Annotated in this window: 28 protein-coding genes; 9 read left to right on the top strand and 19 right to left on the bottom strand. The window is 73.2% G+C overall.

The genetic code is table 11. From position 1 onward, the window contains the following. Positions 1 to 87 precede the first annotated feature (87 nt). Entirely contained in the window at positions 88 to 504 is a 417-nt protein-coding gene (locus BS75_RS02620) for a hypothetical protein (protein ID WP_197091886.1), read from the bottom strand. A 435-nt stretch (positions 505 to 939) separates the two neighbouring features. Here BS75_RS02620 and BS75_RS47695 point away from each other — a divergent pair, with 435 nt between their 5' ends. The 4 genes from BS75_RS47695 (at position 940) to BS75_RS02605 (ending at position 2,450) form a co-directional block, all read left to right on the top strand. After that, on the top strand, positions 940 to 1,545 hold the full coding sequence (locus tag BS75_RS47695) for a hypothetical protein (RefSeq protein WP_152646305.1): 606 nt from the start codon (positions 940 to 942) through the stop codon (positions 1,543 to 1,545). 13 nt (positions 1,546 to 1,558) lie between these two features. Continuing rightward, positions 1,559 to 1,687 carry a hypothetical protein gene (locus BS75_RS51275; protein WP_267970546.1) on the top strand — a complete coding sequence of 43 codons (129 nt, stop codon included), beginning with the start codon at positions 1,559 to 1,561 and terminating at the stop codon, positions 1,685 to 1,687. 120 nt (positions 1,688 to 1,807) lie between these two features. After that, complete coding sequence (locus tag BS75_RS02610; protein WP_034087036.1) at positions 1,808 to 2,083, top strand: hypothetical protein; 276 nt, start codon at positions 1,808 to 1,810, stop codon at positions 2,081 to 2,083. A gap of 112 nt (positions 2,084 to 2,195) precedes the next feature. After that, positions 2,196 to 2,450 (top strand): hypothetical protein, encoded by a 255-nt coding sequence (locus BS75_RS02605; RefSeq protein WP_034087035.1) that lies wholly within the window; start codon positions 2,196 to 2,198, stop codon positions 2,448 to 2,450. A gap of 76 nt (positions 2,451 to 2,526) precedes the next feature. Here BS75_RS02605 and BS75_RS02600 read toward each other — a convergent pair whose 3' ends face one another. After that, positions 2,527 to 3,108: a TetR/AcrR family transcriptional regulator gene (locus BS75_RS02600; RefSeq protein WP_034087034.1), complete on the bottom strand. Its 582-nt coding sequence runs from the start codon at positions 3,106 to 3,108 to the stop codon at positions 2,527 to 2,529. Between the two features lie 159 nt (positions 3,109 to 3,267). Between BS75_RS02600 and BS75_RS02595 the strand changes: the two genes are divergently transcribed. Beyond that, positions 3,268 to 4,422 carry an EstA family serine hydrolase gene (locus BS75_RS02595; protein WP_034087033.1) on the top strand — a complete coding sequence of 385 codons (1,155 nt, stop codon included), beginning with the start codon at positions 3,268 to 3,270 and terminating at the stop codon, positions 4,420 to 4,422. A gap of 41 nt (positions 4,423 to 4,463) precedes the next feature. Here BS75_RS02595 and BS75_RS02590 read toward each other — a convergent pair whose 3' ends face one another. The 3 genes from BS75_RS02590 to BS75_RS49055 form a co-directional block, all read right to left on the bottom strand. Beyond that, positions 4,464 to 5,231, bottom strand: coding sequence for an alpha/beta fold hydrolase (locus tag BS75_RS02590; RefSeq protein ID WP_034087032.1), 768 nt, complete (start codon positions 5,229 to 5,231; stop codon positions 4,464 to 4,466). 251 nt (positions 5,232 to 5,482) lie between these two features. Further along, on the bottom strand, positions 5,483 to 5,752 hold the full coding sequence (locus tag BS75_RS02585) for a GlsB/YeaQ/YmgE family stress response membrane protein (protein ID WP_034087031.1): 270 nt from the start codon (positions 5,750 to 5,752) through the stop codon (positions 5,483 to 5,485). A 202-nt stretch (positions 5,753 to 5,954) separates the two neighbouring features. Next, complete coding sequence (locus tag BS75_RS49055; RefSeq protein WP_160312329.1) at positions 5,955 to 6,125, bottom strand: DUF4175 domain-containing protein; 171 nt, start codon at positions 6,123 to 6,125, stop codon at positions 5,955 to 5,957. Between the two features lie 563 nt (positions 6,126 to 6,688). On the opposite strand from BS75_RS49055, the gene BS75_RS02580 reads away from it, so the two are divergent. Both BS75_RS02580 and BS75_RS02575 read left to right on the top strand, forming a co-directional pair. Beyond that, positions 6,689 to 7,450 carry an SDR family NAD(P)-dependent oxidoreductase gene (locus tag BS75_RS02580; RefSeq protein ID WP_034087030.1) on the top strand — a complete coding sequence of 254 codons (762 nt, stop codon included), beginning with the start codon at positions 6,689 to 6,691 and terminating at the stop codon, positions 7,448 to 7,450. A 147-nt stretch (positions 7,451 to 7,597) separates the two neighbouring features. Then, complete coding sequence (locus BS75_RS02575; protein ID WP_034087029.1) at positions 7,598 to 7,933, top strand: winged helix-turn-helix domain-containing protein; 336 nt, start codon at positions 7,598 to 7,600, stop codon at positions 7,931 to 7,933. Positions 7,934 to 7,989: 56 nt separating this feature from the next. On the opposite strand, the gene BS75_RS43875 is transcribed toward BS75_RS02575, so the two are convergent. Both BS75_RS43875 and BS75_RS02565 read right to left on the bottom strand, forming a co-directional pair. Continuing rightward, positions 7,990 to 8,538 carry a methyltransferase family protein gene (locus tag BS75_RS43875; protein ID WP_052069118.1) on the bottom strand — a complete coding sequence of 183 codons (549 nt, stop codon included), beginning with the start codon at positions 8,536 to 8,538 and terminating at the stop codon, positions 7,990 to 7,992. 114 nt (positions 8,539 to 8,652) lie between these two features. Next, positions 8,653 to 9,378, bottom strand: a complete 726-nt coding sequence (locus tag BS75_RS02565; RefSeq protein ID WP_034087028.1) for an SDR family oxidoreductase — start codon at positions 9,376 to 9,378, stop codon at positions 8,653 to 8,655. A 103-nt stretch (positions 9,379 to 9,481) separates the two neighbouring features. On the opposite strand from BS75_RS02565, the gene BS75_RS02560 reads away from it, so the two are divergent. Further along, positions 9,482 to 10,330 carry a LysR family transcriptional regulator gene (locus tag BS75_RS02560; RefSeq protein WP_034087027.1) on the top strand — a complete coding sequence of 283 codons (849 nt, stop codon included), beginning with the start codon at positions 9,482 to 9,484 and terminating at the stop codon, positions 10,328 to 10,330. 65 nt (positions 10,331 to 10,395) lie between these two features. On the opposite strand, the gene BS75_RS02555 is transcribed toward BS75_RS02560, so the two are convergent. Genes BS75_RS02555 through BS75_RS02535 form a run of 5 tightly spaced genes read right to left on the bottom strand, consistent with a single transcriptional unit; the run spans position 10,396 to position 16,750 of the window. Further along, on the bottom strand, positions 10,396 to 11,256 hold the full coding sequence (locus tag BS75_RS02555) for a PaaX family transcriptional regulator (RefSeq protein WP_231607657.1): 861 nt from the start codon (positions 11,254 to 11,256) through the stop codon (positions 10,396 to 10,398). Between the two features lie 25 nt (positions 11,257 to 11,281). After that, positions 11,282 to 13,657 (bottom strand): bifunctional salicylyl-CoA 5-hydroxylase/oxidoreductase, encoded by a 2,376-nt coding sequence (locus BS75_RS02550; RefSeq protein WP_034087026.1) that lies wholly within the window; start codon positions 13,655 to 13,657, stop codon positions 11,282 to 11,284. Continuing rightward, positions 13,654 to 15,309, bottom strand: coding sequence for an AMP-binding protein (locus BS75_RS02545; RefSeq protein WP_034087025.1), 1,656 nt, complete (start codon positions 15,307 to 15,309; stop codon positions 13,654 to 13,656). The genes BS75_RS02550 and BS75_RS02545 overlap by 4 nt, the downstream gene beginning before the upstream one ends. Continuing rightward, positions 15,306 to 16,265, bottom strand: a complete 960-nt coding sequence (locus BS75_RS02540) for an acyl-CoA thioesterase (RefSeq protein WP_042440656.1) — start codon at positions 16,263 to 16,265, stop codon at positions 15,306 to 15,308. The genes BS75_RS02545 and BS75_RS02540 overlap by 4 nt, the downstream gene beginning before the upstream one ends. Then, the gene (locus BS75_RS02535; RefSeq protein ID WP_034087024.1) at positions 16,265 to 16,750 is read right to left on the bottom strand and encodes a cupin domain-containing protein; all 486 of its coding nucleotides are present in this window, start codon (positions 16,748 to 16,750) and stop codon (positions 16,265 to 16,267) included. The genes BS75_RS02540 and BS75_RS02535 overlap by 1 nt, the downstream gene beginning before the upstream one ends. 172 nt (positions 16,751 to 16,922) lie before the next feature. On the opposite strand from BS75_RS02535, the gene BS75_RS02530 reads away from it, so the two are divergent. Beyond that, positions 16,923 to 17,357 (top strand): RidA family protein, encoded by a 435-nt coding sequence (locus tag BS75_RS02530; RefSeq protein WP_034087023.1) that lies wholly within the window; start codon positions 16,923 to 16,925, stop codon positions 17,355 to 17,357. A gap of 1 nt (position 17,358) precedes the next feature. Here BS75_RS02530 and BS75_RS02525 read toward each other — a convergent pair whose 3' ends face one another. The 7 genes from BS75_RS02525 to BS75_RS02495 are packed head-to-tail and all read right to left on the bottom strand — an operon-like array spanning position 17,359 to position 24,863. Further along, complete coding sequence (locus BS75_RS02525) at positions 17,359 to 18,597, bottom strand: beta-ketoacyl-[acyl-carrier-protein] synthase family protein (RefSeq protein ID WP_034087022.1); 1,239 nt, start codon at positions 18,595 to 18,597, stop codon at positions 17,359 to 17,361. After that, complete coding sequence (locus tag BS75_RS02520) at positions 18,597 to 18,857, bottom strand: acyl carrier protein (protein WP_034087021.1); 261 nt, start codon at positions 18,855 to 18,857, stop codon at positions 18,597 to 18,599. Before BS75_RS02520 ends, BS75_RS02525 begins: the two co-directional genes overlap by 1 nt. Beyond that, positions 18,824 to 19,954 carry a beta-ketoacyl-ACP synthase III gene (locus BS75_RS02515; RefSeq protein WP_034087020.1) on the bottom strand — a complete coding sequence of 377 codons (1,131 nt, stop codon included), beginning with the start codon at positions 19,952 to 19,954 and terminating at the stop codon, positions 18,824 to 18,826. Before BS75_RS02515 ends, BS75_RS02520 begins: the two co-directional genes overlap by 34 nt. 12 nt (positions 19,955 to 19,966) lie before the next feature. After that, positions 19,967 to 20,809, bottom strand: coding sequence for an SDR family NAD(P)-dependent oxidoreductase (locus tag BS75_RS02510; RefSeq protein ID WP_034087019.1), 843 nt, complete (start codon positions 20,807 to 20,809; stop codon positions 19,967 to 19,969). Next, positions 20,806 to 21,924, bottom strand: coding sequence for a 3-oxoacyl-ACP synthase III family protein (locus BS75_RS02505; RefSeq protein WP_042440655.1), 1,119 nt, complete (start codon positions 21,922 to 21,924; stop codon positions 20,806 to 20,808). Before BS75_RS02505 ends, BS75_RS02510 begins: the two co-directional genes overlap by 4 nt. Beyond that, positions 21,921 to 23,834: an acyl-CoA dehydrogenase family protein gene (locus BS75_RS02500; protein ID WP_042440653.1), complete on the bottom strand. Its 1,914-nt coding sequence runs from the start codon at positions 23,832 to 23,834 to the stop codon at positions 21,921 to 21,923. Before BS75_RS02500 ends, BS75_RS02505 begins: the two co-directional genes overlap by 4 nt. 18 nt (positions 23,835 to 23,852) lie before the next feature. Next, positions 23,853 to 24,863, bottom strand: coding sequence for an acyltransferase domain-containing protein (locus BS75_RS02495; RefSeq protein WP_034087017.1), 1,011 nt, complete (start codon positions 24,861 to 24,863; stop codon positions 23,853 to 23,855). Position 24,864: the final 1 nt, after the last annotated feature.

The raw sequence follows: 24,864 nt of genomic DNA, 5'->3' as shown, positions 1-24,864 counted from the left end.
CCTCCCCTTGAGCACCAAGCCGGGCCGGCGACCGAAGGCGGCCGCCAGTCCCGGCCCACCACCCTCGCCCGCCCCACCGGCCCCGCATCAGGGGCGACTCGCGTTGATCGACGATCTTGGCCAGCCCGGTGCCAGCAGCCGCCCGCCCGACAACGCCGACGCCACCTGCCACGGCGACAAGGCGACCATCTCCGGCCACCTGGCGGTGACCGCGCCCGCCGCAGCAAGCACCGCCGCGACCCCGTCCGCGAACAGCGCGCCCCTCGGATCGGGCAGCACCGGATCCGAAGGCGCGACCTGCACCAACAGCACTGTGAACACCTCACGCACCACCCCGGCCCGGCCGGCGAACCGGCGCAACCAGCCCCGCACCGTCTGATCGGGAAGCCCCAGCCCGGCCGCGATCACCCGATGCCCGCTCCCAGCCGCCCGCGCCACCAGCGCCGCCCCGATCACCACCGCCGCGTCAGCACGCCGAAGCAGCACCGTGACCGGCAGCAACACATGCGTAGCCCCGCACTGCGGGCAGCGCGACCGACGCGGCCTCAACTCCAGCCGCAGCCCCCGCAGATCCCGCACCGACCGCCGCCCGGACCAACCCCACGGACGCAGCCCCGCACCGCACCCCGGACACGCGATCCGGCCCGCCGACAACCGCATCTCGACCCGAACCGGCGATACCTCTACCGTGACCACAGCGCCTCCGAGCGCGATGCGGCCCTCCCGGACTACTCGGCCAAGAGATCACCGGGAGGGCCGCGCCCATGTTCAACCATGAGCACGCTGTCGCCGCACACGACGAAGGGCAACCCCCCCGGGCTGCCCTCTCCCACATCACCACGACCCTGACGCGAACCCGCTCACCCATCACCACAACGAACGTCGCTCAACAACCATGGGCGCCGACTCTTGATCTATCGAGAGACTTCCGGAGGCTCAATGAAGACCGAGACGCCGCTACCGGAGCAGCACACACCCACCTATGCGCAGCTCGACGAACAGGCTTGCATCGACTACGCCATGACGGTTCGGGCTGACACCCCCGACTCGGAATGGATCCTGAACCAGCATGCATGGCAGCCGCTCGGCTCCTCGACGACGCTCCTCGCGTCCGGCTACGGGTGGGACGCGGTCCGCACGCCGGAAGGCCTCGGGCTGGCAACAGCCGAACGGCTCCTCGCCGACACCCACGACCGGGAGTTTCTCGGCCCGGTCCTCTACTCACGTCGCTCGGGACATCTGCACTGGCTGATTCGTCCCGGCTCCACCGCCGACTACCCCGACGGCTGTCAGAGACTCGGCCGAACCCACTGGATCGTCGCACCCGGCGTGCACGCCCTGCATCCCGACCTCGTCCGCTGGCTGCACCTGCCCGCAGCCGGCGTCCTGACCCGGCTGTCTGGCTCGCCGCCGCACTCCATGACACCCGACCGACTGGAGGGACCCGATGATGCACCTTGGCGACTCGACAGTGCTCGGCCAGCAGGCCTTAGTGCCGTTCGCGGAGCACCGGCCCGAAACGGTCAGCGTGGATACCTGGGTTGAGTACGTACGATTGATGACCGCTGCCGGCTATGGGCAGCTCACCCCGCCGGGAGTCGCACGGCTGGATGCAATCTACGACCAGGCGCCCGAGATCATTGCCGCCGGGCGCGACCTCGACTTCGCGCCGGGGTGGATCAGATGACGGGCCGCACGCCGGCCACGGGTACCGGCACGCTCCCTACGCGGCATCGAGCGGGTCGACCGTCACTCGTAGGATACGACCGGCACCCCCGAGCACTCCCCGTCGACCGAGGACTGAGCCGTGACCGAGACCCCCGCCGAACTCCTGACCTCCGCCGTCGAGCTCCTCCCCGGTGACGCCGCCGTCGGAGGTGCGACTGTGCCGTTCGTGACCGGCGCGATCGGCATCGGACAGCACGACCTCGCGCTCGACATGCTCGTCGAACTCGGCCTCGACACTCCCGTGCCGGCCCCGTACTGGCTGTTCCTGCGTCAAGCCGCGTGGCTGCTGCCGGACGTGGACGCGGTCGCCTACCACCGGCGCCACGGGCTGCCGAAGCCCGGCGACGACGCCTGACCAGGCGCATTCCGCAGCCGTCCGGCCCGTCCGGCCCGAGCGGCCCGACGGCGATCACGCACGTTCGGGTGAGGGATGAATACTGCGCGCACACCCCGGGCAGGCGCACCGCATGAACCTCCACAGCGACGCCCACATGCACGACCAGGCCACGGCCCTGCGCCATGTCCGGGAAGCCACCGCCGAGCACGCTCGAACCCGGCGGGTACTCGACGCCGCCATCGCCGAGGCGACCGCCGTCGGCGTGCCACCCGAGGCGCTGCACGACGTCGGCCAGTGCGAACCCGGGCACGGCAAGCACGCCGGCAGTGAGGACGTGGGAGCACCGGCGCAGTTCGACGCCTTCGTCCACGCCGAGGAGTTCTGATCGGGGCTGCTGTTGGCCGCAGTTGGTCGGCGGCGGCGCTTCGCGCCGTCGTCGCCGCCCAGGGCGTGCGGGGGGCCTAGCGGCGTTCGGCGCCCGGTTCTTGGGCGGGCAGGCCGCGGAGAAGCGTACCGAGGAACAGCTCGAAGCGGGGGGTGCTGTCGCCGAGGTCGAGGGGGTGCTCCTGGACGGCGAGCCAGCTGACGATGGACGTGATGAAGATGTACCAGCTCTGTTCGGCCAGGTGGGGGGAGACTCCGGCCTCCGTGAAGGCGGCGATGACGCTGCTGCGGAGCCGGCCGAAGGTCTGGGTGGTGTGCCGGTGCGGTCGCGAGATACGGGTGGCGTAACCGGGTAGCGCCAGGAAGCGGTCGTGGATGCCCCAGGCGAGGTGCGCGAGCCACGGCCGCCAGTCATGGTCCAGTGGCCCCTCGGCGGGAAGGACGCGTTCGACCATGACCTCGTTGATGAGGTCGAACAGTTGGTCGCGATTCTTGACCCAGCGGTAGAGCGCGGCGTGGGTGACCCCCAGGCGGGCGGCCAGCTCCCGCATGGTCAGGGTGTCGAGGTTCCCGGTCGAGATGGCGGCGTCGACGATCAGCTCGCGGTTGATCTGTGCGGGGCGTCCCCGGCGGGCTCGGGCTGTCGGGGCGTCGGCCATGGTCAGGACTATACGAGACCACTGCCGACGGGTGCCCGGGATACGGGTTTCCAGCAGGGCTGGACCGGCGCGACGAAATAAGTAACCATTGGTAGCTAAGTCGGCTGCGCTCCTGGGCGTCGGCCGGGACCCATGTCGTGACGGAGCTGGGAGGAAGCGATGACGGAGGAAATCGGGGTGCGGGGTGCGGTGGCCGACGGCTTCGAGTCGGTCCGTGAGGAGTTCGCCGCGGTCGCGACCGGGGAGGGCGCCGACCACGCCGCGCAGCTCGTGGCCTACCAGCACGGGGAGCGGGTCGTCGACCTGTGGACGGGCCCGGAGACCACCGCGGATTCGCTGTTCGGCGCGTACTCCGCGTCCAAGGGCGCGGTACACCTGGTCGTAGCGTCACTCGTCCAGGAGGGCGTGCTGGACCTGGAGCAGAGGGTCGGCCACTACTGGCCGCAGTTCGCGGTGGAGGGCAAGGGAGAGCTGAGGCTGCGCGAGTTGCTGGCGCACCGGGCCGGCCTGGTCGGCGCGGACACGGGGTTCACGATCGAGGAGCTCGCCGACGACCGGATCGTCGCCGAGCGGCTCGGTGCCCAGCGCCCCTACTGGCGGCCCGGTACCGCATTCGGCTACCACGCGCTGGTCATGGGCGCGCTCAGCGGTGAGGTGGTGCGCCGTGCCACCGGGCGCAGCGTCCAGGAGTTGTTCGCCGAGCGCGTGCGCGACGCGTACGGGGTCGACTTCCACCTCGGACTGCCGCAGGACCAGGAATCGCGATTCCTCGGCGCCCGGCCGATGGTGGCGACTCCCGAGCGGCTGGCCCTGCTGGCGGCGTCCGCGGGCGCCGCGAACAGCCTGTCCGGCATCGCCTTCAACCGGCATCACCCGCAGAACCCGGGGGTGTGGGAGCTGCCGAACTTCCAGGTGGTCCGTACCTCGGGGACGGCCTCCTTCGGCGGGGTGGCCTCGGCGCGCGGTCTGGCCCGGATGTACGCGGTCGCGATCGGGTCGGTCGACGGCTCGGTCCCGCTGCTCAAGCCGGAGACGCTCGCGGCGGTCGGGCAGATCCAGTCCATCGGGCACGATGCGGTACTCGGCCAGCAGAAGGCGTTCACCGTTGGATTCCACGCCACCTCCGAGTACTACCCGCAGCTCGGCCAGGGCTCGTTCGGTCACAGCGGCGCGGGCGGCCAGCAGGCCTTCGCCGACCCGCGCAACGGCATCGCCTACGGCTACACCCGCCGGCGCACCCCCTTCCCCGCCGCCGCAGGCCCGGAGAACGACCGGCTGATCAGCGCCCTGTACGGTGCCGTCGCCGCACGCTGACGACGGCGCCCGGTGCACAGACCGGACGCCGCCGCTCATTCTCAAGCCGGTGAGGTGACCGTCAGGCCAAGGTGCCGGACCAGGAACCGGACCGCGCTGTCGACCTCGAACCTGGGCAGTTCAAGGTGCTTGCCCGCGTTGGCGTGCAACGTCTTCTCCTTCGAGGCGAAGGCGTCGAACAGCGCGAGACCGGCCTCGCGCGGGATGTGCTCGTCGTCCCACTGGATGTCGAACTCGATCGGGACGGTGATCTGCCTGGCATGCGCGGCCAGGGCATCGGGCCAGTGCGGGCCGAAGACCGCGGCCGTGATCCTGGGCTCGGCCGCCACCAGCGGTACGCCGATCGCGGTGCCCAGACCGATGCCGACGTAGCCCACGGGCCCCTCGGCGCCGATCTCCGGAAGTTCCTGGAGGGCGTCCAGGGTCGCCTGCCACTCGGGCACGGCGAGCTCCGCCAGGCGGGCGTTGTAACCGACGATGATCGGCCCTTGCGGCTCGCCCTCCGCCTGCGCCTGGCGCAGCTCGGCGATGTCCCGCTCGTCCTGCGCGCTACGCGGCCGGTCGCCGTGGCCGGGGGCGTCGATGACGGCGACGCGGTAGCCGCAGCCGGTCACCAGGCGCTGGGCCCGGCCCGTCATCGCCGGATGCTTCTTGTGGGCGCCGCCGCCGTGGCCCAGCAGGACCAGGGGTGCGCGGTCGGCCGCGCCGGAGGCCGGCGACCAGAGGACACCGGGGACCCCGCCCACAATGAAGTCGCGCCCGACCATGCCGTTCGACGACGACTCGGAGGTGAACTGCAGAGAATGCATGAGGTGTTGCCTTTCAGGAGGGCCTTGTTGTGGAGGCGCTCCCGGCGACACCTACGTCAGTCGCCCGACCGTGACGGCAAGGGGGAGCACCCACATCGATACAGCGTTCATGGGTCTCACCTCCTCGGGCAGCGTCGCGATCAAGTGCAAGGTACAAGCCCGGGCATCGTCCCGTCCAATCCCCTTTGCCCGAGCAGCCCCGCCCGTCGCGAAGGCCCCGCCGGTTCCGGTGGCGGGGCCTGCGCGGGCTTCTAGCCGCGTGTCCGGCCGGGGGAGATCAGCCGGTACAGGGCGAGGAGGATGACGGAGCCGACGATGGCGGCGATCCACGTGGAGGCGTGGAAGAAGCCGTTGATGGAGTGGACGTGGAGGACGACCTTGCCGAGCCAGCCGCCGAGGAGCGCGCCGCAGATGCCGATGATCATTGTGATGATGACGCCGCCGGGGTCTCTGCCGGGCATGATGGCCTTCGCGATGGCGCCGGCGATGAGGCCGATGAGGATCCAGGCGATGATGCCCATGGGGTACTCCTGTCGTTGGGGCGGCCCGCAGTAGCCCGGGCTCAATGGGCGACTACCCCCGGCGACGGAAGACATGGGTGTGACCTGTGCCCCAGATCCTTGGACATCGGCCGTGCACGAAAAAGCTCGGCGTCGTGGTTCTGCGCGAAGATGCGGCTCCGCCCCGTCACGGCGGTCCGGCGGAGGCCGAGGAGCGGTAGCCCTAGCGGCGGGCCCGGTTGGCCGAGGCCGAGCGCAGGCGCCAGCCGGCGAACAGCAGCGCCACCACGAACACGACGCAGCCGATGACGAGCAGCCAGAGCAAGCCCTTGATCAGCGCGCCGAGGAAGCCGAAGACCACGGCGATCAGGATGAGCAGTAGGAACCAGACCACGGCAGCCTCCTCGGACGGGTCGTTCTATGACCCTGCCTCACCCACAGGTGACCTGCATCTTGGGACGCCGCGCCACCTGCGTTGTCGGCCCACGCGGGATCGTGGCTTCGGGTGCGCGCCGGGGGGTGATCCGGGGGAGGGGCGATGGTGTCCATGGTCGAATGCAAGTGCGAATAAGTGAGAATGTGCCAGGCCGGCGGTCGGTGCCGGGGGAGCGGCGGCCGTTCCGGGTTGGCGCTGACGTGGTGCGCCGCGCCGTTCTCGCTGGGCCGGCTGCGCACACTGGCAGGCACCCTGCACGGCGAGCCGGGTTCTTGTATTGTCCCCGAGCTGTCCCGGATGATCTACGTGTAGGCGTATCGGGTCGCTCGGTCGCCTTCGATCGGCATGCGGCATAGTTGTCCCGAGCTGCTGGATGTCCGGAAGGTCGGAAGATTCGTGAGCCGGCTTCCGGGGTCCGCAGGCCAACGCACCAGGCTCGGCGAGAGTGCCGAGCCGCCGCCGGCCCGCCCGCTGACAGCCCTGTCGACTGCAACCGTCGTTCATCCGTTGAGGAGAGTTCCATGGACATAGCCGGATCCGCCGCACTGGTCACCGGTGCCGCCTCGGGCCTGGGCGCGGCCACGGCAGCCGCCCTCGCCGAGCGCGGTGCGCTGGTCTACGGCCTGGACCTGGAGCGGGCCGTCTCCGAGGCGGGGCCCCAGCCGGACGGGGTCACCCTGCTGCCCGCCGACGTCACCGAGGAGGCGCCGGTCCGCGCGGCACTGGAGCGGATCGACGCGGACGGCGCTGTGCTGCGGCTGGCGGTGAACTGCGCCGGGATCGCCCCGTCGGCCCGGATCCTGGGCCGCAAGGGTCCGCACGACCTCGACCTCTTCCACCAGGTGCTGAAGGTCAACCTGCTCGGCACCTTCAATGTGCTGCGGCTGGCGGCCGAGTCCATCGCCCGGCACGAGCCGGACGAGAACGGCCAGCGCGGGCTCGTCGTCAACACCGCGTCGATCGCCGCGTTCGAGGCGCAGATCGGCCAGATCGCCTACGCCGCGTCCAAGGCCGGTGTCGCCGGGATGACCATCACGGCCGCCCGCGACCTCGCCCAGTACGGCATCCGGGTGGTCACCATCGCCCCCGGCATCGTGGACACCCCGATGATGGCCGGCTTCAGCGACGAGGTCCGGGACGCGCTCGGCGCGAGCGTGACGTTCCCGCAGCGGCTGGCCCGGCCCGAGGAGTTCGCCCGGCTGGTCACCATGATCACCGAGCACGACTACCTCAACGGCGAGACGGTCCGGATGGACGGCGCGCTGCGGATGACCGCCCGGTAGGGGCGGCGGCGGAGCGGGGCGGCCGGGCCGCCCCGGCTCCGGCGGCGGCGGGATGCCCTTCGGCTGCAGCCGGCGTGTATGCCGCGCTAACCGAGGCGTGACCTGCACGCAACAGCCCGGAAACCTCGCTGCCGGAGCCTTCACGGCATGGCGACGGCACCCGACCCCGAGAGGCTGCCCCAGGGCAACCGCGAACTCGACTTCGAGGGGCACCGGTTGGTGCTCCAGGGCAGCGCGGTACTGGTCGCCGGGGAGTGCATCCGGCTGTCGCCCACCCAGGCCGCGCTGCTGCGGGCGCTGGCCGAGCGCCCCGGCCGGGTGCTCAGCCGCGCCGAGCTGCTGGGCCGGGTCTGGGTCGGCACGGGTGCGGACGAGCATGCGGTGGAGGCGGCCGTCGCCCGGCTGCGCGGTGCGCTGGGCGGCTACGCGGGGCTGGTTCGCACGGTGCCCAGGCGCGGCTACCGGCTGGCGGTCGCCGCGTGAGGGCACCCGGTCGGGATCCGCAGTCACTCGTGAGCCGGAGCCGCTCGGGGTCCGGCTCAGAGGACGAAGGGGATGAGCATCTTCGTCGAGCGCTTGTAGGCCGGATACGTGTCCGGGAAGCGCGCGGCCATGTCGCGCTCCTCGGTGACGGCGCTGTAGACGAAGTACCCGGCGAACACCACGAGAACCACCAGGTAGGTCAGGCTCACCGCGACGGCGGTGCCGGCCATCGCGAGGATGATCCCGGAGTAGATGGGGTGGCGGATGCTCCGGTAGGGGCCGGTGGTCACCAGCTCCGGGTCGGCCTTCCTGGTCATCGGCATGCCCCAGTTCCGGCCGAGGTACGCCCTGGCCCACACGGCGAGCGCCAGCCCCAGCACGAACACGGCCAGTCCGACGCCCTGCCGCCAGGGGTCGTCGGTCACCGCGTGGCCCTTGAACGCCCTGGTCCGGACGAGCACCACGAGGACGAGGACGAGCACCACCCGCAGCCCGGCGAACCGGCCCCAGCGCATCCTTCCCGGCTTCGCGCCGAAGGCCGCGATCAGCCAGCCGATCGAGAAGGCCACCCAACCGAAGAGGATGACAAGCGCCGTCACGTCCATCGCCGGGATTCCTCCCTACTCGACGACCGGTCGCCCCCGAGGGCCTACGGAGCACGACCTCGTCCCTGCCAACCTGGACCACCGGCGGGGCGGGAGCACCGGTCGGTGAGCTGCTCACCAGGGCACCTCGCCCGCGTCGTCGAAGAAGCCGCCGGTCGGGCCGTCGTCGGGCAGGGTCGCCAGCCGGACGGCGATCGCCGCGCCCTGTTCCGGGGTGCGGACCCCGTGGAAGGCGTTGAGGTCGGTCGCGGTGTATCCGGGGCAGGCCGCGTTGATGAGGATGCCGGTGTCCTGCAGCTCCTTGGCGTACTGGACGGTGACGGCGTTGAGGAAGGACTTCGACGGTGAGTAGGCGGCGGAGATCGGACCGATCTCGGCGCCGGGCGTGGTCTGCAGGGTGAGTGAGCCGACGCTGCTGGACATGTTCACGATCCGCGGTGACGCCGAGCGGCGCAGCAGCGGCAGCATCGCGTTGGTGACCCGGATGACCCCGATCACGTTGGTCTCCACGGCGGCCAGCACCGTCGCGGGGTCGACCGTGGTGGGGGTCTGCGGTGCGCCGCCGGTGATCCCGGCGTTGTTGACGAGGACGTCGAGGCGCCCGGCCCGCTCCTCGATCAGCGCGGCGGCGGCGGCCACGCTCGCGTCGTCGGTCACGTCCAGCGGAACGCCGAACACGTCGGCCCCGGCCGCGCGCAGCTTGGCCACGGCGGCCTCGCGGCGCTGCTCGTCCCGGGCGCCCACTCCCACCTGCCAGCCGAGGGCGGCCAGGCCGACCGCGATCTCGTATCCGATGCCCTTGTTCGCGCCGGTCACCAGCGCGATTGTCTTTTCGGTCATGGGTCGAGCCTGCTCCTGCCGACGGCGCGGCGTCCAGGACCGATGGGGTGGACAGCGATACCGGACGGGTATCGCTCCCGCTGGGGACGGGTAGCGTGGACGCGTGGAGACCCGGGAGTTGAGGTATTTCATCGCCGTCGCCGAGGAACTGCACTTCGGCCGGGCGGCGCAGCGGCTCGGCATCGCGCAGCCGCCGCTGTCGCGGGCGATCCGCCAGCTCGAACGGCGCCTCGGCGCGACACTGCTGGAACGCGGCAGCCGTGGCGTCGCCCTGACCGGCGCCGGAGCGGTGCTGCTGCGGGAGGGCCGGGCGGCGCTGGAGGCGGTCGAGGCCGCCGAGCGCCGTACGCGCCGGGCCGTCCTGGCCGAGGCCGGGCAGGCCGACGTGGTGCTCGCCACCAAGGCGGGCGCGTCCAGCGAACTGCTGACCAAGTTGCTGGACGCCTATGCCGCCGAACCCGGTGCGGGCGTCGTCGAGGTGCTGCTGTGCGGGATCGGTGAGCAGGTACGGCTGTTGCGCGACGGGCGGGCGGACGTGGCCCTGCTGCACCGGCCCTTCGACGCGACGGCCGGATTCGACACCGAGGTGCTCTGCACCGAGGGTCAGGTGGTGGTGCTGCCGGCCGGGCACCCCCTCACCGGCCGGGCCCAGGTGCGGATGGCCGAGGTCACCGCGCTGCCGGGCCTGCCGATGCCGCGCTGGCCGGGACGCGACGGCGCCTATCCGGACGGTCCCGGTCTGCAGGTCCGGGACCACACGCAGCTGCTGCAGCTGATCGCGCTCGGCCGCGCCTCGGCGGTCCTGCCGGAGTCCAGCCGGGCCCAGTTGCACGGTGACCTGGTCGCGGTGCCGGTGCTGGACGCGCCGCCGGTCACCACGGTGATCGCGTGGCCCTCGCACAGCCGCTCGGCAGCCGTCGCCGGCCTGGTCCGGACCGCCACCCGGCTGTGAGGGGGCGGCTGTGAGGAGGCGGGAGTGAGGAGGCGGGGGCGCGGGGGCCGGACCGGTCGCGGGGGTCAGACCGGGTCGGGCCGGGCCGGCCAGTAGGGTGCGGCATGGGCCAGCGCCGGGCCCTCCAGGACGGCGACCATCCGTTCGAACAGCTGGACGGCGGCGGGGCCGCTCCAGTCCGCGGGCAGCACCTCGCTCGGCAGTCCCGGATCGCGGAACGGCAGCTTGCGCCAGCGGTTGACCACCGAGAGGTAGGCGTCGAAGGCCTCCTCGCCGCCCATTCCGGCGGAGCCGGTCAAGCGGTCCGCCCGGTGCCGGTGGTCCTCGATGAACTCCCGGTAGCGCCGGTCGATCTCGTCCAGGTCCCAGCCGTTGCGGACCATGGCGGTGAGCTCCTGGCCCGCCGCATAGTCGCCGACGAAGACGGCGCACTGCGGGGTGAGGTCCAGTTCGGCGATGGCGCGCTGGGCCGCCGGGAGCATCCGGGCCGGGGCGATCCAGACCGCCGAGCCGATGTTGCCGAAGCCGAGCGAGGCCAGGTGACCGGTCAGCTGATGGCGCACGGCCCGGGCGGACTCCGGCACCGAGAAGTTCACCACGCACCAGCCGTCGGCGAGGTCGGCCGGCTGCCGCGCGTGCCAGATGACCTCGTCGCCGACCGCGAGCGCGTCCAGCGCGGTCGGCGTCAGGGCGTAGCCGCGCCGGCCCGCGCGGGTCTCCGACTCCAGCCAGCCGCGCTTCTTCAGCCGGAACACCGCCGTCCGGACGCTGGAGGTGTCCAGGCCGGACTGGGTGAGCAGGGCGACCGTGCCCGCGATCGGCATCCAGTCGCCCATGGTGCGGACGACCGAACCGAGGAAGGTCACCAGCACGGTCCGGGAACGGGGCGCGGTCGCCGCGGGCCGTTCGACCATCATGTCGTTCATCGGTGCCAGTATGCCGAACCGGTGGTCATCCGGACGCCGGGCCCCTGCCCGGCGTCCACCGCAGGTGCACGTCGTCGGCGGCGCCCGCGCGCAGCAGCGACAGCCGCGGCGGGACCTTGTCGGTGCGGGCGGACGGCGGCCTGCGGCGACCGGCCTCCCAGGGCGCCGGCCACTGCGCGCCGGAGCCGCGGTACTCCTGCTCGGCGGCGGCCTGGAGCGTCCACTGCGGGTTGTAGAGGTGGGTGCGGCCCAGGGCGCAGAGGTCCGCCCGCCCGGCGAGCAGGATCGAGTTCACATCGTCGTAGGAGGAGATGGCGCCGACCGCGATCACCGGCACCCCGGCAGGCCCGGCCACCAGGTGACGGATCCGGTCGGCGAACGGGGTCTGGTACGAGCGGCCGAAGGCCGGCTGCTCGTCCTGGGCGACCTGGCCCGAGGAGACGTCGATCGCGGCGGCGCCGTGCTCGACGAACGCCCGGGCGATCTCCACCGCGTCCTCCCCGGTGTTGCCGTTCGGCACCCAGTCGGTCGCCGAGATCCGGACGGTCACCGGGATCTCCGCCGGAACGGTGCGCCGCACCGCGTCGAAGACCTCCAGCGGGAACCGCAGCCGGTTGTCCAGCGGCCCCCCGTACTCGTCGGTGCGCCGGTTGGCGACCGGGGAGAGGAAGGACGAGAGCAGGTAGCCGTGGGCGGCGTGCACCTCGACCAGGTCGAACCCGGCGCGCACCGCCCGCCCGGCGGCGGCGGCGAAGTCCGCGACCACCCGGTCCAGGTCCGCGCGGGTCGCTTCCCTGGGGACGTGGCAGCCGCTGCCGTAGGGGATCGCCGAGGGGCCGATCACCTCCCAGTTGCCCTCGTCGAGCGGCTGGTCCATGCCCTCCCACATGACCCTGGTCGAGCCCTTGCGGCCGGAGTGGCCGAGCTGCAGCCCGATCCGGGCGGAACTGTGCCGGTGCACGAAGTCGGTGACCCGGCGCCAGGCCTCGCCCTGCTCCTCGGTCCACAGCCCGGGGCAGCCCGGGGTGATCCGGCCCTCGGGCGAGACGCAGACCATCTCGCTCATCACCAGACCGGCCCCGCCCAGCGCCTTGGAGCCCAGGTGGACCAGGTGGAAGTCGCCGGGGACGCCGTCCACCGAGGAGTACATGTCCATCGGGGAGACGATGATCCGGTTCCGCAGCTCAAGACCGCCGATCCGGACCGGCTGGAACATCGCCGGAGCGTCCTCCGTCGAGCCCTGCTGCCGCGCGAACTCGGCCTGCATCAGCGCGGCGAACCCGGGATCGCGCTGCCCGAGGCTCTCGAAGGTGATCCGGCGCGAGCGGGTGAGCAGGTTGAAGGCGAACTGCGCCGGGTCCTGGCCGGCGTACATGCCGATGTTCTCGAACCACTCCAGCGACGCCTGCGCCGCCCGCTGGGTCGACTCCACCACCGGCTTGCGCTCGGCCTGGTAGGACTCCAACGCCGCGGCCACGTCCGGCTGTTCGTGCAGGCAGGCGGCGAGCGCGAGGGCGTCCTCCATGGCCAGCTTGGTGCCCGAGCCGATGGAGAAGTGGGCGGTGTGGGCGGCGTCGCCCAGCAGCACCACATTGCCGTCGTACCAGCGCTCGTTGCGGACCGTGGTGAAGTTGATCCACTTCGAGTTGTTGGTCAGGACCCGGTGGCCCCGCAGCTCCTCGGCGAAGATCTCCTCGATCCGGGCCACGGCGTACTCGTCGGACGCGCCCGGCGGCAGGTCCTCCGCGCCGGGGCGGTCGAAACCGGCCCGGCGCCAGACGTCCTCGTGCATCTCCACGATGAAGGTCGAGCCGGTGTCGGAGAAGGGGTAGCCGTGGATCTGCATGGTGCCCCACTCCGTCTGCCTGACGAAGAACTGGAACGCCTCGAAGACCAGGTCCGTGCCCAGCCAGATGTACTTGTTCCGGCGCCGGTCCAGCGAGGGCCGGAAGACCTCGGCGCCCTTGGTCCGGATCGCCGAGTTGAGCCCGTCGGCGGCCACCACCAGGTCGTACGACGCCCGCAGCCCGTCGAGGTCGGGCGCCGCGGACCGGTAGTGGACGGTGACGCCCAGCTCCGCGGCCCGCTCCTGGAGGATCCGCAGCAGCTCCTTGCGGCTCATCGCCGCGAAGCCCTGGCCGCCGACGCTGAAGGCGTGGCCGCCGAACCCGATGTCGATGTCGGTCCAGCGGGCGAAGCCGCTCTCCATCCGGGCGTGGACGACCTCGTCGGCGTTGTCGATGCCGCCCAGGGTCTCGTCGGAGAAGACGACGCCGAAGCCGAAGGTGTCGTCCGGCGCGTTGCGCTCCCAGACGGTGACCTCGTGCGCCGGATCGAGCTGCGCCATCAGCGCCGCGAAGTACAGGCCGCCGGGTCCGCCCCCGGCGATCGCGATCCTCATGCCTGCTCCTCCACCTGTGTCTGCGGTTCCACCAGCCGGCGGAGCTTGAAGTGCTGCAGCTTGCCGCTGACATTGCGCGGAAGCGGGCCGGTGAAGCGCACCTCGCGCGGGTACTTGTACGGCGCGATGTGCTGTTTCACGTGGTCCTGGATCTCCTTGGCCTTCGCCGCGTCCCCGGCCACGCCCTCGCGCAGCACCACGAACGCGCAGACCACCGAGCCGCGTTCGGCGTCGGGTGCGGCCACGACCGCCGATTCGAGGACGTCCGGATGGGTGTCGATCGCGGCCTCGACCTCCGCGCCGGCGATGTTGTAGCCGGAGGACACGATCATGCTGTCGCTGCGCGAGCGGTACCAGAAGTAGCCGTCCTCGTCCCGGACGAAGATGTCACTGGTGACGTTCCAGCCGTTCCTGACGTAGTTCGCCTGCCGGTCGTCGTCGAGGTAGCGGCAGCCGACCGGGCCGATCACCCCGAGCCAGCCCTCGACCCCGGGCCCGACCTCCCGCCCGTCCAGGTCCAGGACGGCGGCGCGGTAGCCCGGCACCGGCCGGCCGGTCGCCCCGGGACGGATGTCGTCGCCGGCGGCCGAGATGAAGATGTGCAGCAGCTCGGTGGCGCCGATCCCGTCGATGACCCGGAGACCGAGCCGGTCGCGCAGCTCCTGCCACACCTCGTGCGGGATGTGCTCGCCGGCGCTGACCGCCACCCGCAGCCCGGCCAACTGCCGCACCGCACCGGACTTGAGGATCTGCCGGTACGCCGTCGGGGCGGTCGCCAGCACGGTCACGCCGTGCTCGGCCACCAGGTCGGCCAGCTGGGCCGGGGTGGCCGCCTCGGTGAGGAAGGCGCAGGCCCCCGCCCGGAGCGGGAAGACCACCAGCATGCCGAGGCCGAAGGTGAAGGCGGCCGGCGCGGTGCAGGCGACCAGGTCGTCCGGGCGCAGCCCGAGCAGGTTCCGCCCGAAGGTGTCGTCGATCGCCAGCAGGTCCCGGTGGAAGTGGGTGGTGATCTTCGGGACGCCGGTGCTGCCCGAGGTCGGCCCGAACAGCGCGACGTCGTCCGCGGCGGTGTCGGCCGCGGTGAACCGCCCCGACTTGGCCGCGGCCCGGCGGCTGAGGTCTTCGGCCGAGTCGCCGCCGTGGGCCACGACCGTCAACCCCGGTGCGACGGAGCCGGTGAGGGCGATGACGTCGTCCAGGAAGCGGTGGTCGACCAGGGCGACGACCGGCCGGGTCTTGGCCACGATCGGCGCCAGCTCGCGGGCCCGCAGCGCCGCCATGGTGGTCACCACCACGCCGCCGGCCTTGACCACGCCCAGCCAGGCCGCCACCGACCAGGGGTTGTTCGGGGAGCGCAGCAGCACCCGGTTGCCGGGCACCAGCCCCAGGTCCTCGGTGAGCACCTGGGCGACCTGGTCGGCCCGCAACCGTAGCTCGCCGTAGCTCCAGACCTCGCCGTCGGGGGTCCGCAGCGCGGGCCGGTCCGGGCCGTAGCGCTCCGTGGCCACGTCGATCAGCTCGGTGGCGGCGTTGAGCCGCTCCGGGTACCGCAGCTGCTCGGTGGTGAACTCCAGCACCGGCCACTGCTCGGCGGGCGGCAGGTGGTCGCGGGCGAAGGTGTCGGTGTGCCCGGTGGGCGACAGCGCCGTCACTGTCTCGCCCCGGTGGCGTCGGCGCTGTCGGCGGCCTCGGCGGCGCGGATCATGCCCTCCTGGACGACCGTGGCCAGGTGGGTGTGGTCGGGGGTGAAGAAGCGTCCGGTCGCCACGCCGCGACCGGAGTCGGCGGCGACGGCCTCCTGGGCGTAGAGCAGCCAGCCGTCGGCCACGCCCGGCCCCGGCGTCCGGTGGAACCACATCGCGTGGTCGAGACTGGCGGTGACCAGGCCCTCCTGCGCCCACGGCAGGCCGAGCACGCGGAGCAGCGGCTCCAGGATGGTGTAGTCGCAGACGTAGGCCAGCGCGGCCAGGTCGCGCTGGGCGTCGCCGAGCCCCTCGACCGGCCGGAGCGCGTCGAACGGCCGGACCCAGACCGCCTGGTGGGCCACCGGCTTGCCCTCGACGGTCAGGTAGACCGGACCCGGCACATGGCGCATGTCGAAGCCGCGTCCGCCGGACCAGTAGTCCCGGGAGGCGTCCGTCATCGTCCCGCCGCTGCGGCCGGCGAGGTAGGCGGCGGAGCCGGGCAACTGCTCGGGGCCCGGCAGCTCGGCCGGGCCCAGCCAGTCGGGGAGCGCGGCCGTGTGGCTCGCGCCCGGCTCGCCGGCGGCGAAGTTGGCCAGGCAGACGTAGACCGGCTTGCCGTTCTGGAAGGCGCGCACCTGCCGGGTCGCGTAGCCGCGGCCGTCCCGCAGCCGCTCCACCTCGTAGCGCACCTCGGCGCCGATGTCGGCCGGGCGCATGAAGTAGGAGTGCATGGAGTGGAGGGCCTTGCCGTCGTCGACCGACCGCATGGCGGCCGCCGCGGCCTGGGCGACCAGGTCGCCCCCGTACGCCTTGGGCCAGGGGCAGGGCTGGGTGACCGCGGTGAAGGCGAGGTCGAAGTGCTCGGCCGGCGCGGGGGTCAGCGTGACGGCGGCGGTGAAGACCGCAGAGGTGGGCTCGGGCATCAGATCCGCTCCGTCCAGTCCCGGAGGTCGGCGTCGGCGACCTGGGGGAGGTTGACCACGATGTTCTCCGGGGTTCGCGTGGTCATCCAGGTCAACGGGTGGTTGCGGTCGAGGTTGCACTCGACGTGGGGCATGAACGGCGGGACGAAGACCCAGTCGCCCTCGCGCAGGTCGAGGTAGTCGGCGAACCGCTCGCCGAAGTAGATCCGGGCCCGGCCGGAGAGCACGTAGCCGCCGGTCTCGGCCTCGCCGTGGTGGTGCGGCACCGAGCGGTAGCCCGCGTCGTTGCTGACCTTGCCGAACCAGATCCGCCGGGCCGGGGTGTGCTGCGGACCCACCCCGGAGATCCGGACCGCGCCGTCGGACTGGCCGGTGTTGCCGGGCTCGTCACCGGCGCGGGTGACCACCGGCACCACCAGGCCGCTCGGCCCGGCGTACATCGAGTTGTCGCCCTCCAGGACGTACCTGCTGAAGTCGGGCTCCATGACGGCTCCTTGCTGCGGTCTGCTGCCGGTTGCTGCTGGACGGAGGGGCGGCCGACGGTGGGTCCGCACGCCGGCCGACGGCGCTCATATTTCATTATTGATTCGATCGTCAGAGATCTGTCAATGGATGTTAGCGTGGCAATCCCCGGCATCCAGTCCCGCAGGAGCTCCCATGGCGACCGACCTGACCCCGACCCCGATCAACCCCGGATCCCTGCCCGAACCCCGGGGCTACTCCCACGGCACGCTGAGCGGCAACACCCTCCACCTGGGCGGCCAGACGGCCCTCGACCGGGAGATGAGGATCGTCCCGGGCGGCATCGTCGAGCAGTTCCGGCAGGCGTTCGGCAATGTCCTGGCCACCCTCGCGGAGGCCGGCGGGATCCCGCAGGACCTGGTGAGCATCACCATCCACCTGACCGACATCCCCGGCTACCAGGCGCACGGCAAGGAGATCGGCGAGGTCTGGCGCGAGCTGGCCGGGCCGGTCTACCCCGCGATGGCCGGGATCGGCACCACGGCCCTGTGGCAGCCCGAGGCCCTGATCGAGATCCTCGGCGTGGCCGTCATCCCCGACGAGCGCCTGGTCCGCCCGGCGCGGGGCTGAGTCAGGCCCCGCCGTCCGCCCGGGTCAGGGCCAGGACGGCGTTGTGTCCGCCGAAGCCGAGCGAGAGGCTCAGCGCCAGCCGGACCCGCTGGCTGCGCGGGGCTCCGGTGACCAGGTCGATGCCGTCGGTGCCCTCGTCGTACCGCTGGAAGTTGGCGGTGGGCGGCGCGCTCTGCCGGACGAGGGTGAGCACGGTCAGGGCGGCCTCGACGGCCCCGGCGGCGCCCATGGTGTGGCCCAGGACCCCCTTGGCCGAGGTGACCGAGGGGGAGTTCCGGGCGAACAGGCTCCGGATCACCCCGGCTTCGAGCCGGTCGTTGAGCGGGGTGCCGGTGCCGTGGGCGTTGACGTGGTCGACGTCCGCCCGGCTCGCGCCGGCGGCGGCCAGCGCGGCGTCGACGGCCCGGCGCAGCGCCGTGCCGTCGGGGTCGGGGGCGGTGGCGTGGTGGGCGTCGGTGCTGCCGGCGTGGCCCGCGAGGAGGGCCAGCGGCCGGACGCCGCGCGCCCGGGCGTGGGCGGCGCGTTCGAGGACCAGCACCGCGGCGCCCTCGCCCAGCACGAACCCGTCCCGGTCCCGGTCGAAGGGGCGCGAGGCGTGCCCGGGGTCGTGGCTGCGCCGGGAGAGGGCGCCCATCTTGGCGAAGGCGGCGGCGCAGAGCGGGGTGGCCATGGCGTCGGCGCCACCGGCCAGGGCGAGGTCGCACAGTCCGGCGTCCAGCAGCAGGGCGGCCGTGCCGATGGCGGTGGCCCCGGACGCGCAGGCGGTGGAGGTCTGCAGGGCAGGGCCCCGCACACCGAGGTCGATGGCCAGGTGCCCGGCGGCCATGTTCGGCAGGAAGGCGGTCAGGGTCAGCGGGGAGAGCGCACCGGCTCCGTTCGCCAGCAGCCGGCGGTGCTGGGCCTCCAGCACCCCGATGCCGCCGGCGGCGGTGCCGACGACCAGCGCGACCCGGGGGCCGTCCCAGTCGGCGGGGTCGAGACGGGCGTCGCGGACCGCCTCGTGGGCGGCGGTGAGCAGGAACTGGGTGGCGCGGTCGTAGCGCCAGGGCCGCTCCACGGAGGTGTGGGTACGGGCGTCGAAGTCCGGCACCCGGCAGGCGAGGGCGACCGGCAGGCCGTCGAGCTCGGGGTCGTTCCGGGCGGGGGAGCGGCCGGCGCTGACGCCCTGCCAGGTGGCCTCGGCGCCGATCCCGGCCGGGGTCACCAGCCCGAGGCCGGTGACCGCGATCGGCTCGGCCACTACGCCGCCCCGTGGTCGCGGCTGCGCAGCAGCTCGGACACCGCGCCGGTGACCTGGTCGAGGGTCAGCTCGCCGGTGGCCGCGCTGTCGTCCAGCGGGATGTCCCAGTGCTCCTGGAGGGTGACGTACAACTCGACCACCGCCAGCGAGTCGAGGTCCAGTTCGCCCAGGGTGGCCCGGGGCCTGACCCGTTCGGCGGGGACCTCGAACTTCTCGGTGAGGATGGTCACGAGCTGCTGGAAGACGGGGTCCTGGTCCATGCGGGGCTCCCTGGGGGTCGGGTTGCGCTCTGGTGGGGCGGAGGGGGTTGCGGCGGTCGCCACCGGACGGGTGCGGCCGGCCAGGTCAGGGCGACCGAGGCCCAGGTGAGGCCGCCGCCGAAGGCGGTGAGCAGGGTGCGCGCGCCGGGGGCCAGCGCGCTCTGGACGGCGGCGTCGGCCATCACCAGCGGGATCGAGGCGGCGGCGGTGTTGCCGAGTTCGTGGATGTTGCCGAAGCAGCGGGTGGCGGGAAGGCCGAGGCGCTCGGCGACGGAGTCGAGGATGCGCTGGTTGGCCTGGTGGCCGATGAAGGCGTCCACGGCGGTGGGCGTCCACCGGGCCTGCTCCAGGGCTCGGCGGGCGCTCTGGGTCATCCGGCGGACCGCGTGGGCGTAGACCTCGCGGCCCTGCATCCGGAAGTAGGTGTCGGTGGGGTCGGCCCCCGGCCGGTGGGCCGGGAGCCGGGATCCGCCGGCGGGGATGGTGATCAGCTGGTGGCCGCTGCCGTCGGCGCCCAGGTCGGCGGCCAGGACCGCCCCCGGGTGGTCCGGCGGGCCGAGCCGGAGCAGGACCGCGGCGGCGCCGTCGCCGAAGATCGGCGCGGTCTCCCGGTCCTGCGGGTCGAGGATGGTGGAGTAGGTTTCGGCGGCGATGACCAGCGGGGCGCGGCAGGCTCCGCTGCGGAGCAGGGCGGTGGCGGTGGTGAGGGCGTAGAGGAAGCCCGAGCAGACGGCGGCGAGGTCGAAGGCGGGTACGGTTCCCAGGCCCATCCGGTGGGCGACGTCGGGGGCGGTGGCCGGACACGGGTGGTCGGGGGTGCTGGTGGCCAGTACCAGCAGGTCGGGATCGCGGTACTCGGCGGCGTCGCCGGAGGCGCGGGCGGATTCGAGCGCCGCCCGGCCGGCCGCCACGGCCAGGTCGCCGGTGCTGGTGCACGGGTCGACATGGCGGCGGCGGGCGATGCCGGTACGGGTGCGGATCCAGTCGTCGCTGGTCCCCAGGGCCCCGGCGGCGATCACGTCCTGATTGCTGAGGACACGGTCGGGAAGGCAGCCGCCGATGCCGGTGACGACGGCGGTGGCCTGGTCGAAGCGCATCAGGGCCCGGGCTCAGCCGGCGGCGAGGGGAGAGGGGGGCTTGGGGATGCCGGCCAGCCCGCCGTCGGCCACGCTCAGGCCGCCGTCGATCGCCAGCGCCTGGCCGGTGACGTAGGACGACGCGGGGGAGGCCAGGAAGAGCGCGGCCAGCGCCACGTCCCGGGCGTCGGCCCAGCGGCCCGCCGGAACATGGCTGATCAGCCAGTCCGACAGCGGTTCGTTCTCGGTGGCGAAGCTGGTCATGTCGGTCCGGGTCCAGCCCGGGCACAGGGCGTTGACGCGGATGCCCTGGCGGGCCCAGCCGACGCCGAGGCTGCGGGCCAGCGAGATCTGGGCGGCCTTGGAGGCGGCGTAGGCCTCCAGCAGCGGGGTGCCGATCAGACCGGCCACCGAGGACATCAGCACCAGGCTGGCCCGGTCGGACCTGGCCAGGTGCGGATGGGCGGCCCGGCAGACGGCGGCGGTGGCGTTGAGGTTGACGGCCAGGACGCTGTCCCAGTCGGGCTGGGGGAGCTGCTGCAGCGGGACCAGCAGCGGGGTGCCGTCCTGGAGTTGGGGTATGACGCCGGCGTTGTGGACCACGATGTCCAGGCCGCCCAGGGCCGCCGCGGCCTGCTCGACGACCTCGGCGGCGGCCCCGGCCTCCGCGAAGTCGCCGGTGAGGGCGACGGCCTTGCGGCCGCGGTCCTCCAGCGCGCGGACGGTGTCCGCGAGGGCGGGAGCGGTGCGGGCCGCCACCGCGACGTCCGCGCCGGCGTCGGCCAGGGTCTGGGCGACCGCCTTGCCGATGCCCCGTGAGGCACCGGTGACCAGCGCGCGGGCACCGTCGAGTCGGAAGGAGTCCAGGGAGTTCATGCGGGCAACCCTTCGAGGAGGTCGGGGGAGGACGGGGAGGGACCGGCTGCGGCCGGGGCGGAGACGGTGAGCCGGGCCGGGGCGCCGCTCCACCCCAGGAGGGCGGTGCCCCAGGTCATGCCCGCGCCGAAGACGACGATCAGGGCGAGGCCGCCGGTCGGCAGCCGCCGCTCGGCTGCGGCGGTGGCCAGCGCGAAGGGCGCACTCGCGGCCCCGATATTGCCCACCGCGTCGCCGATGACGGTCACCCGGTCGTCGCTGAAGCCGAGTTCGCGGCCCAGGCGGCGCAGCAGCACCGGGTTGGGCTGGTGCGCGATCAGGGCGTCGATGTCGCTCACCTTCAGCCCGTTGCGGGCCAGCGCCTCGTGGACCAGCCGGGGGAAGACGTCGGTGATGAAGTGGCTGACGGCCCGTCCGTCCATGTGGATGCGATGGCCGCGGCCGGCCAGGGTGTCCGCGCTGGCCGGGATCCGGCTGCCGCCGGCCGGGATCAGGACCAGGCCGGCCAGGGTGCCGTCCGAGCCGAGCGCGAAGTCGCCGAAGCCGTGCGGTGCGGCCACCGGCCCGAGGATGGCGGCGGCGGCGCCGTCGGCGAACAGGACGGCGGTGCCCCGGTCGGCCGGGTCCACGAACTTGGAGTAGGCCTCCACCCCGACCACGGCCGCACAGCGGGCGCTGCCGTCCGCCCGCAGCCAGTCGTGGGCGACCTTGGTCGCGAACAGCCAGCCGGAGCAGGCCGCGCTCACGTCCAGGGCCACCGCGCGGTCGGCGCCGACCAGGTCCTGGACCCGGCAGGCGGTGGCGGGACCCAACTCGTCGGGGGTGGAGGTGGCGCAGATCAGCAGGTCGATCGACCCGCAGTCGATGCCCGCCGCCGAGGCCGCCGCGCGCACCGCACCGGCGGCCAGGTCGGAGGCGGCCTGCTCGGGGGCGGCGAGGTGGCGGGTGCGGACGCCGGTCCGCTCGCTGATCCACTGGGCGCTGACGCCGACGGCGCGGGCGACCTCGTCGTTGGAACGGGTCCGGTGCGGCAGGTGGGTTCCCATGCCCAGGACCCCGATCCGCCGCGCTGCGGGCTCCGGCCTTCCGCCCTGCGGCGGAGGGAGCGCGCTCATGCCGCGCCCCCCTGCTGCCAGGTCAGGGTGGAGGCCCAGGCCCGGTTGTAGTCGGCGGCCGCGAGCGGGGCGCCGGAGACCTCGGCGGGGTAGCCGAAGGCGTCCTCCAGCAGCGGCAGCCAGGGCAGCAGCCGGTCGCAGAGCCGGTCCGTCCGCTGGGACAGGCAACGGACCTCGGCGGGCTGCAGGGTCCCGGCGGAGAGCAGCGAGCCGGTCCAGCGGTCGGCCGCCGCCGTGCCGTGGAGGGCGGCCAGCAGGGCGAGCACGCCCCGCAGCCGTGGGTCCCGCACCCGGGCCAGGGCGCGGGTGACGTCGTCGGCCACGAGCCGTTCGGCGTGGGCCCGGCCCAGCTCGGCGGCGCGTTCCAGCAGCGGGTTCCAGACCTCGAAGTCCGAGCGCTCCGGGCGGGTGCGCTCGGCCTGCTCGCGGTGCAACAGCCGGGCGAGGGACTGCTCGTGGGCGCGGATGACGGTCGGCCACCAGGCCGGGTCCGTCTGCTCCGGCCAGGGCGGCAGCCCGGCGGCTGGGCCGCTCTCCAGTGCCAGGGTGCGGCCCAGGTCGTACAGGATGAGCTGGTTGTCGCCGCCGGCCGTGCTGAAGGCGTGGAAGAAGCCGTGGTAGGCGGTGAGCCGGTTCATGTCCAGGTGCCCGGAGAAGCCGCAGCGGAGCCGGCACTCGCCGGTGATGCGCGCGGCCTCGGAGACCGCCAGCGCCTTGTAGGCGGCCAGTGGGCTGCTGACGGCGGCCCACGGGGAGAAGGTCATGGCACCGTCGCCCTGCTGTTGCTGTTGCTGTTGCTGTTGCTGTTGCTGTTGTGCGGGAACCGCGCCCGCCGCCGACGCCTCGGCCCACAGGCTGCGGGCCTGCTCCGCCGCGCAGGTCAGCGCGAAGGCGTCGGCCAGTGCGCCCAGCAGCGCGTGCTGCTGGGCCCGGTACTCCAGCAGCGGCCTCCCGGGCGCCAACCGTCCCTGAGTACGGCGCTGCCGCGAGTAGTTGAGGGCCAGCACCGCGGCCTGACGGCCGGCGGCCGCGGCGACGGACGGCAGCACCCCCCACAGCGCTTGGCCGGTGCACAGGGTGCGCTGGAGCCGGCGGTCGGTCGACCCGAGCGGGTCGTGGAACACCCCCTGGTCGCTGATGTCCGCGCTGTCGCGCAGCCAGCGCCGGTAGGGCAGCCGCAGCTGGTGGAAGCGGACCTGCGCGTAGTCCAGCGGGATGCTGCTGACCTCGACCAGGCTGGACATCTCGACGCCCGGCAGCAGTCCGTCCGCGTCGCTGATGTCGACCACGAACGCGAACACCCCGCAGTCGGCGGAGCCGACGAAGAGCCGGGCCAGCACGACGGCGGTGCGGGACAGCCCGGGTATCTGGATCCCGCCGAGCTTCGCCGCCTCGGGGTCCGGCGTGTCCAGGACGAACTCACGGGTGGTGGCGTCGAATTCGGCCCGGGTTCGGGTGGCCAGATGGCTGTTGGACCGGCCGACCTCGGTGACCATGTAGCTGCCGGCGGTCGTGCCGCTCTCGAACGCCTCGAAGCTGTCCTTCAACTCACTTTGGTCGGGGGCGAGTTCCACCATGGAGGCGAGGCAGAGCTGGAAGTGGACCAGGGCGGCCATGCACAGTCCCGGGTCCGCGACCACGGCCCAGGCGTGCAGCGCGGCCAGCTGGGCGGGGTCCTGGAACAGTTGGCGGGCCGGGGGCAGTCCCCGGACCAGCCGGAGCAGCGTCCGGATGCTGCGGCCACTGCGGTTGCCGCTGCGGTGCTCGGAGGTGTCGGCGCCGGGGTCCGGGCCCTGCGCCAGGAGTCGGCGCAGGGTGTCGAGGTAGGCCGGGGTGCAGGGACCGTGGACGAGGCGGGCGAGCTCCTGCCGCGCGCCGGGAGTGAGGATCGTGGCTTCTTGCTCTGGCATGGCAGCCTCCGGGGCTGGTCAGGTCGGTTCGGGCCGCTGCACCGACCGCCACTCGAATGCGGCATCGGCCAGCGGGGCGTGGACGGTCACCGGGCGGTCGGCCAGCACCCGCTGGGCGCTGCGCGACAGCGCGCTGCCGGTGCCCGCCTCGTAGAGGGCCACCGGACGGCGGCCCGCCGCCTGCGGCAGCACCTGCGGCAGCAGCGCCGGGCGGACGAGGCAGTCGGCCAGCCGGGCGGCCAGGTCGTCGGAGGCCGTGTAGGCCCGCCCGGCCACCGCCGAGTAGACCGTCCGGTCGGCGGTGGCAGCCGGGTAGCCGCGCACGGCGGCGGCGAAGATCCGGGCCTGCTGCTGGAGTGCCGGGTGGTGCGAGGAGAAGGGCAGCTTCAGTCGGGTGGCGGTCACCCCCTTGTGCCCGGCCTCCTCCTCCAGTGCGGTCAGCTCCGCCGACGGCCCGCTCAGCACGGTCTCGTGGTCGTCGTTCACGCATGCCACGGCCAGCTCCCGGGCGCCGGCGTGCTCGACCAGCGTCAGCGCGGTCTGCTCCGAACACCCCAGTACCGTCAGGCCGCCGGGACATTCGGCCAGGACCCGGGCGAGGTCGTGCGCGATCCTGGCCCCGTCGGCGACGCTGAAGACCCCGGCGGCGGTCAGCGCGGCGATCTCCCCGAAGCTGACCCCGACCACCGCGTCCGGCTCGCCCATGGCCGCGCAGAGCCCTTGGTGGACGGTCAGGCAGGCGCCGAAGAGGGCGAGTTGGACGGTGCCGAGCCGGGCTCTGGCCAGATCGCGCCCACCGGGGGCCCGGGAGGAGAGCAGCCAGGGCGCCAGCGGCGGGCAGCCGCGCTCCACCGCGACCTGGTCGACCTGCTCGAACACCTGGAAGGCCGCCTCGCGCAGCGCCCCGCCCGGTCGGGTGGCCCGGGCCAGCGGGCTGACCGGAAAGTCGCCCTGCCCCGGGAACAGGTGGATGACTCCGGCGGCAGGGACGGGCCTGGCGCCGTCGATCGCCGGACTGAATGCGCGCATA

Source organism: Streptacidiphilus albus JL83, from assembly GCF_000744705.1.
Classification (GTDB): Bacteria; Actinomycetota; Actinomycetes; order Streptomycetales; family Streptomycetaceae; genus Streptacidiphilus; species Streptacidiphilus albus.
This window is presented reverse-complemented; position numbering and strand designations above follow the sequence as displayed.

Excerpts from the sequence above, each read along its gene's own strand:
- BS75_RS02500 (WP_042440653.1), bottom strand. The coding sequence starts at position 23,834 with ATGCCAGAGCAAGAAGCCACGATCCTCACTCCCGGCGCGCGGCAGGAG.
- BS75_RS02510 (WP_034087019.1), bottom strand. The coding sequence starts at position 20,809 with ATGAACTCCCTGGACTCCTTCCGACTCGACGGTGCCCGCGCGCTGGTC.
- BS75_RS02600 (WP_034087034.1), bottom strand. The coding sequence starts at position 3,108 with ATGGCCGACGCCCCGACAGCCCGAGCCCGCCGGGGACGCCCCGCACAG.
- BS75_RS02590 (WP_034087032.1), bottom strand. The coding sequence starts at position 5,231 with ATGCATTCTCTGCAGTTCACCTCCGAGTCGTCGTCGAACGGCATGGTC.
- BS75_RS02495 (WP_034087017.1), bottom strand. The coding sequence starts at position 24,863 with ATGCGCGCATTCAGTCCGGCGATCGACGGCGCCAGGCCCGTCCCTGCC.
- BS75_RS02530 (WP_034087023.1), top strand. The coding sequence starts at position 16,923 with ATGGCGACCGACCTGACCCCGACCCCGATCAACCCCGGATCCCTGCCC.
- BS75_RS02585 (WP_034087031.1), bottom strand. The coding sequence starts at position 5,752 with ATGGGCATCATCGCCTGGATCCTCATCGGCCTCATCGCCGGCGCCATC.
- BS75_RS47695 (WP_152646305.1), top strand. The coding sequence starts at position 940 with ATGAAGACCGAGACGCCGCTACCGGAGCAGCACACACCCACCTATGCG.
- BS75_RS43875 (WP_052069118.1), bottom strand. The coding sequence starts at position 8,538 with ATGGACGTGACGGCGCTTGTCATCCTCTTCGGTTGGGTGGCCTTCTCG.
- BS75_RS02535 (WP_034087024.1), bottom strand. The coding sequence starts at position 16,750 with ATGGAGCCCGACTTCAGCAGGTACGTCCTGGAGGGCGACAACTCGATG.
- BS75_RS02515 (WP_034087020.1), bottom strand. The coding sequence starts at position 19,954 with ATGCGCTTCGACCAGGCCACCGCCGTCGTCACCGGCATCGGCGGCTGC.
- BS75_RS02520 (WP_034087021.1), bottom strand. The coding sequence starts at position 18,857 with ATGGACCAGGACCCCGTCTTCCAGCAGCTCGTGACCATCCTCACCGAG.
- BS75_RS02575 (WP_034087029.1), top strand. The coding sequence starts at position 7,598 with ATGGCGACGGCACCCGACCCCGAGAGGCTGCCCCAGGGCAACCGCGAA.
- BS75_RS51275 (WP_267970546.1), top strand. The coding sequence starts at position 1,559 with ATGACCGCTGCCGGCTATGGGCAGCTCACCCCGCCGGGAGTCGCACGG.
- BS75_RS02595 (WP_034087033.1), top strand. The coding sequence starts at position 3,268 with ATGACGGAGGAAATCGGGGTGCGGGGTGCGGTGGCCGACGGCTTCGAG.
- BS75_RS02550 (WP_034087026.1), bottom strand. The coding sequence starts at position 13,657 with ATGAGGATCGCGATCGCCGGGGGCGGACCCGGCGGCCTGTACTTCGCG.
- BS75_RS02605 (WP_034087035.1), top strand. The coding sequence starts at position 2,196 with ATGAACCTCCACAGCGACGCCCACATGCACGACCAGGCCACGGCCCTG.
- BS75_RS02505 (WP_042440655.1), bottom strand. The coding sequence starts at position 21,924 with ATGAGCGCGCTCCCTCCGCCGCAGGGCGGAAGGCCGGAGCCCGCAGCG.
- BS75_RS02580 (WP_034087030.1), top strand. The coding sequence starts at position 6,689 with ATGGACATAGCCGGATCCGCCGCACTGGTCACCGGTGCCGCCTCGGGC.
- BS75_RS02565 (WP_034087028.1), bottom strand. The coding sequence starts at position 9,378 with ATGACCGAAAAGACAATCGCGCTGGTGACCGGCGCGAACAAGGGCATC.
- BS75_RS02540 (WP_042440656.1), bottom strand. The coding sequence starts at position 16,265 with ATGCCCGAGCCCACCTCTGCGGTCTTCACCGCCGCCGTCACGCTGACC.
- BS75_RS02555 (WP_231607657.1), bottom strand. The coding sequence starts at position 11,256 with ATGAACGACATGATGGTCGAACGGCCCGCGGCGACCGCGCCCCGTTCC.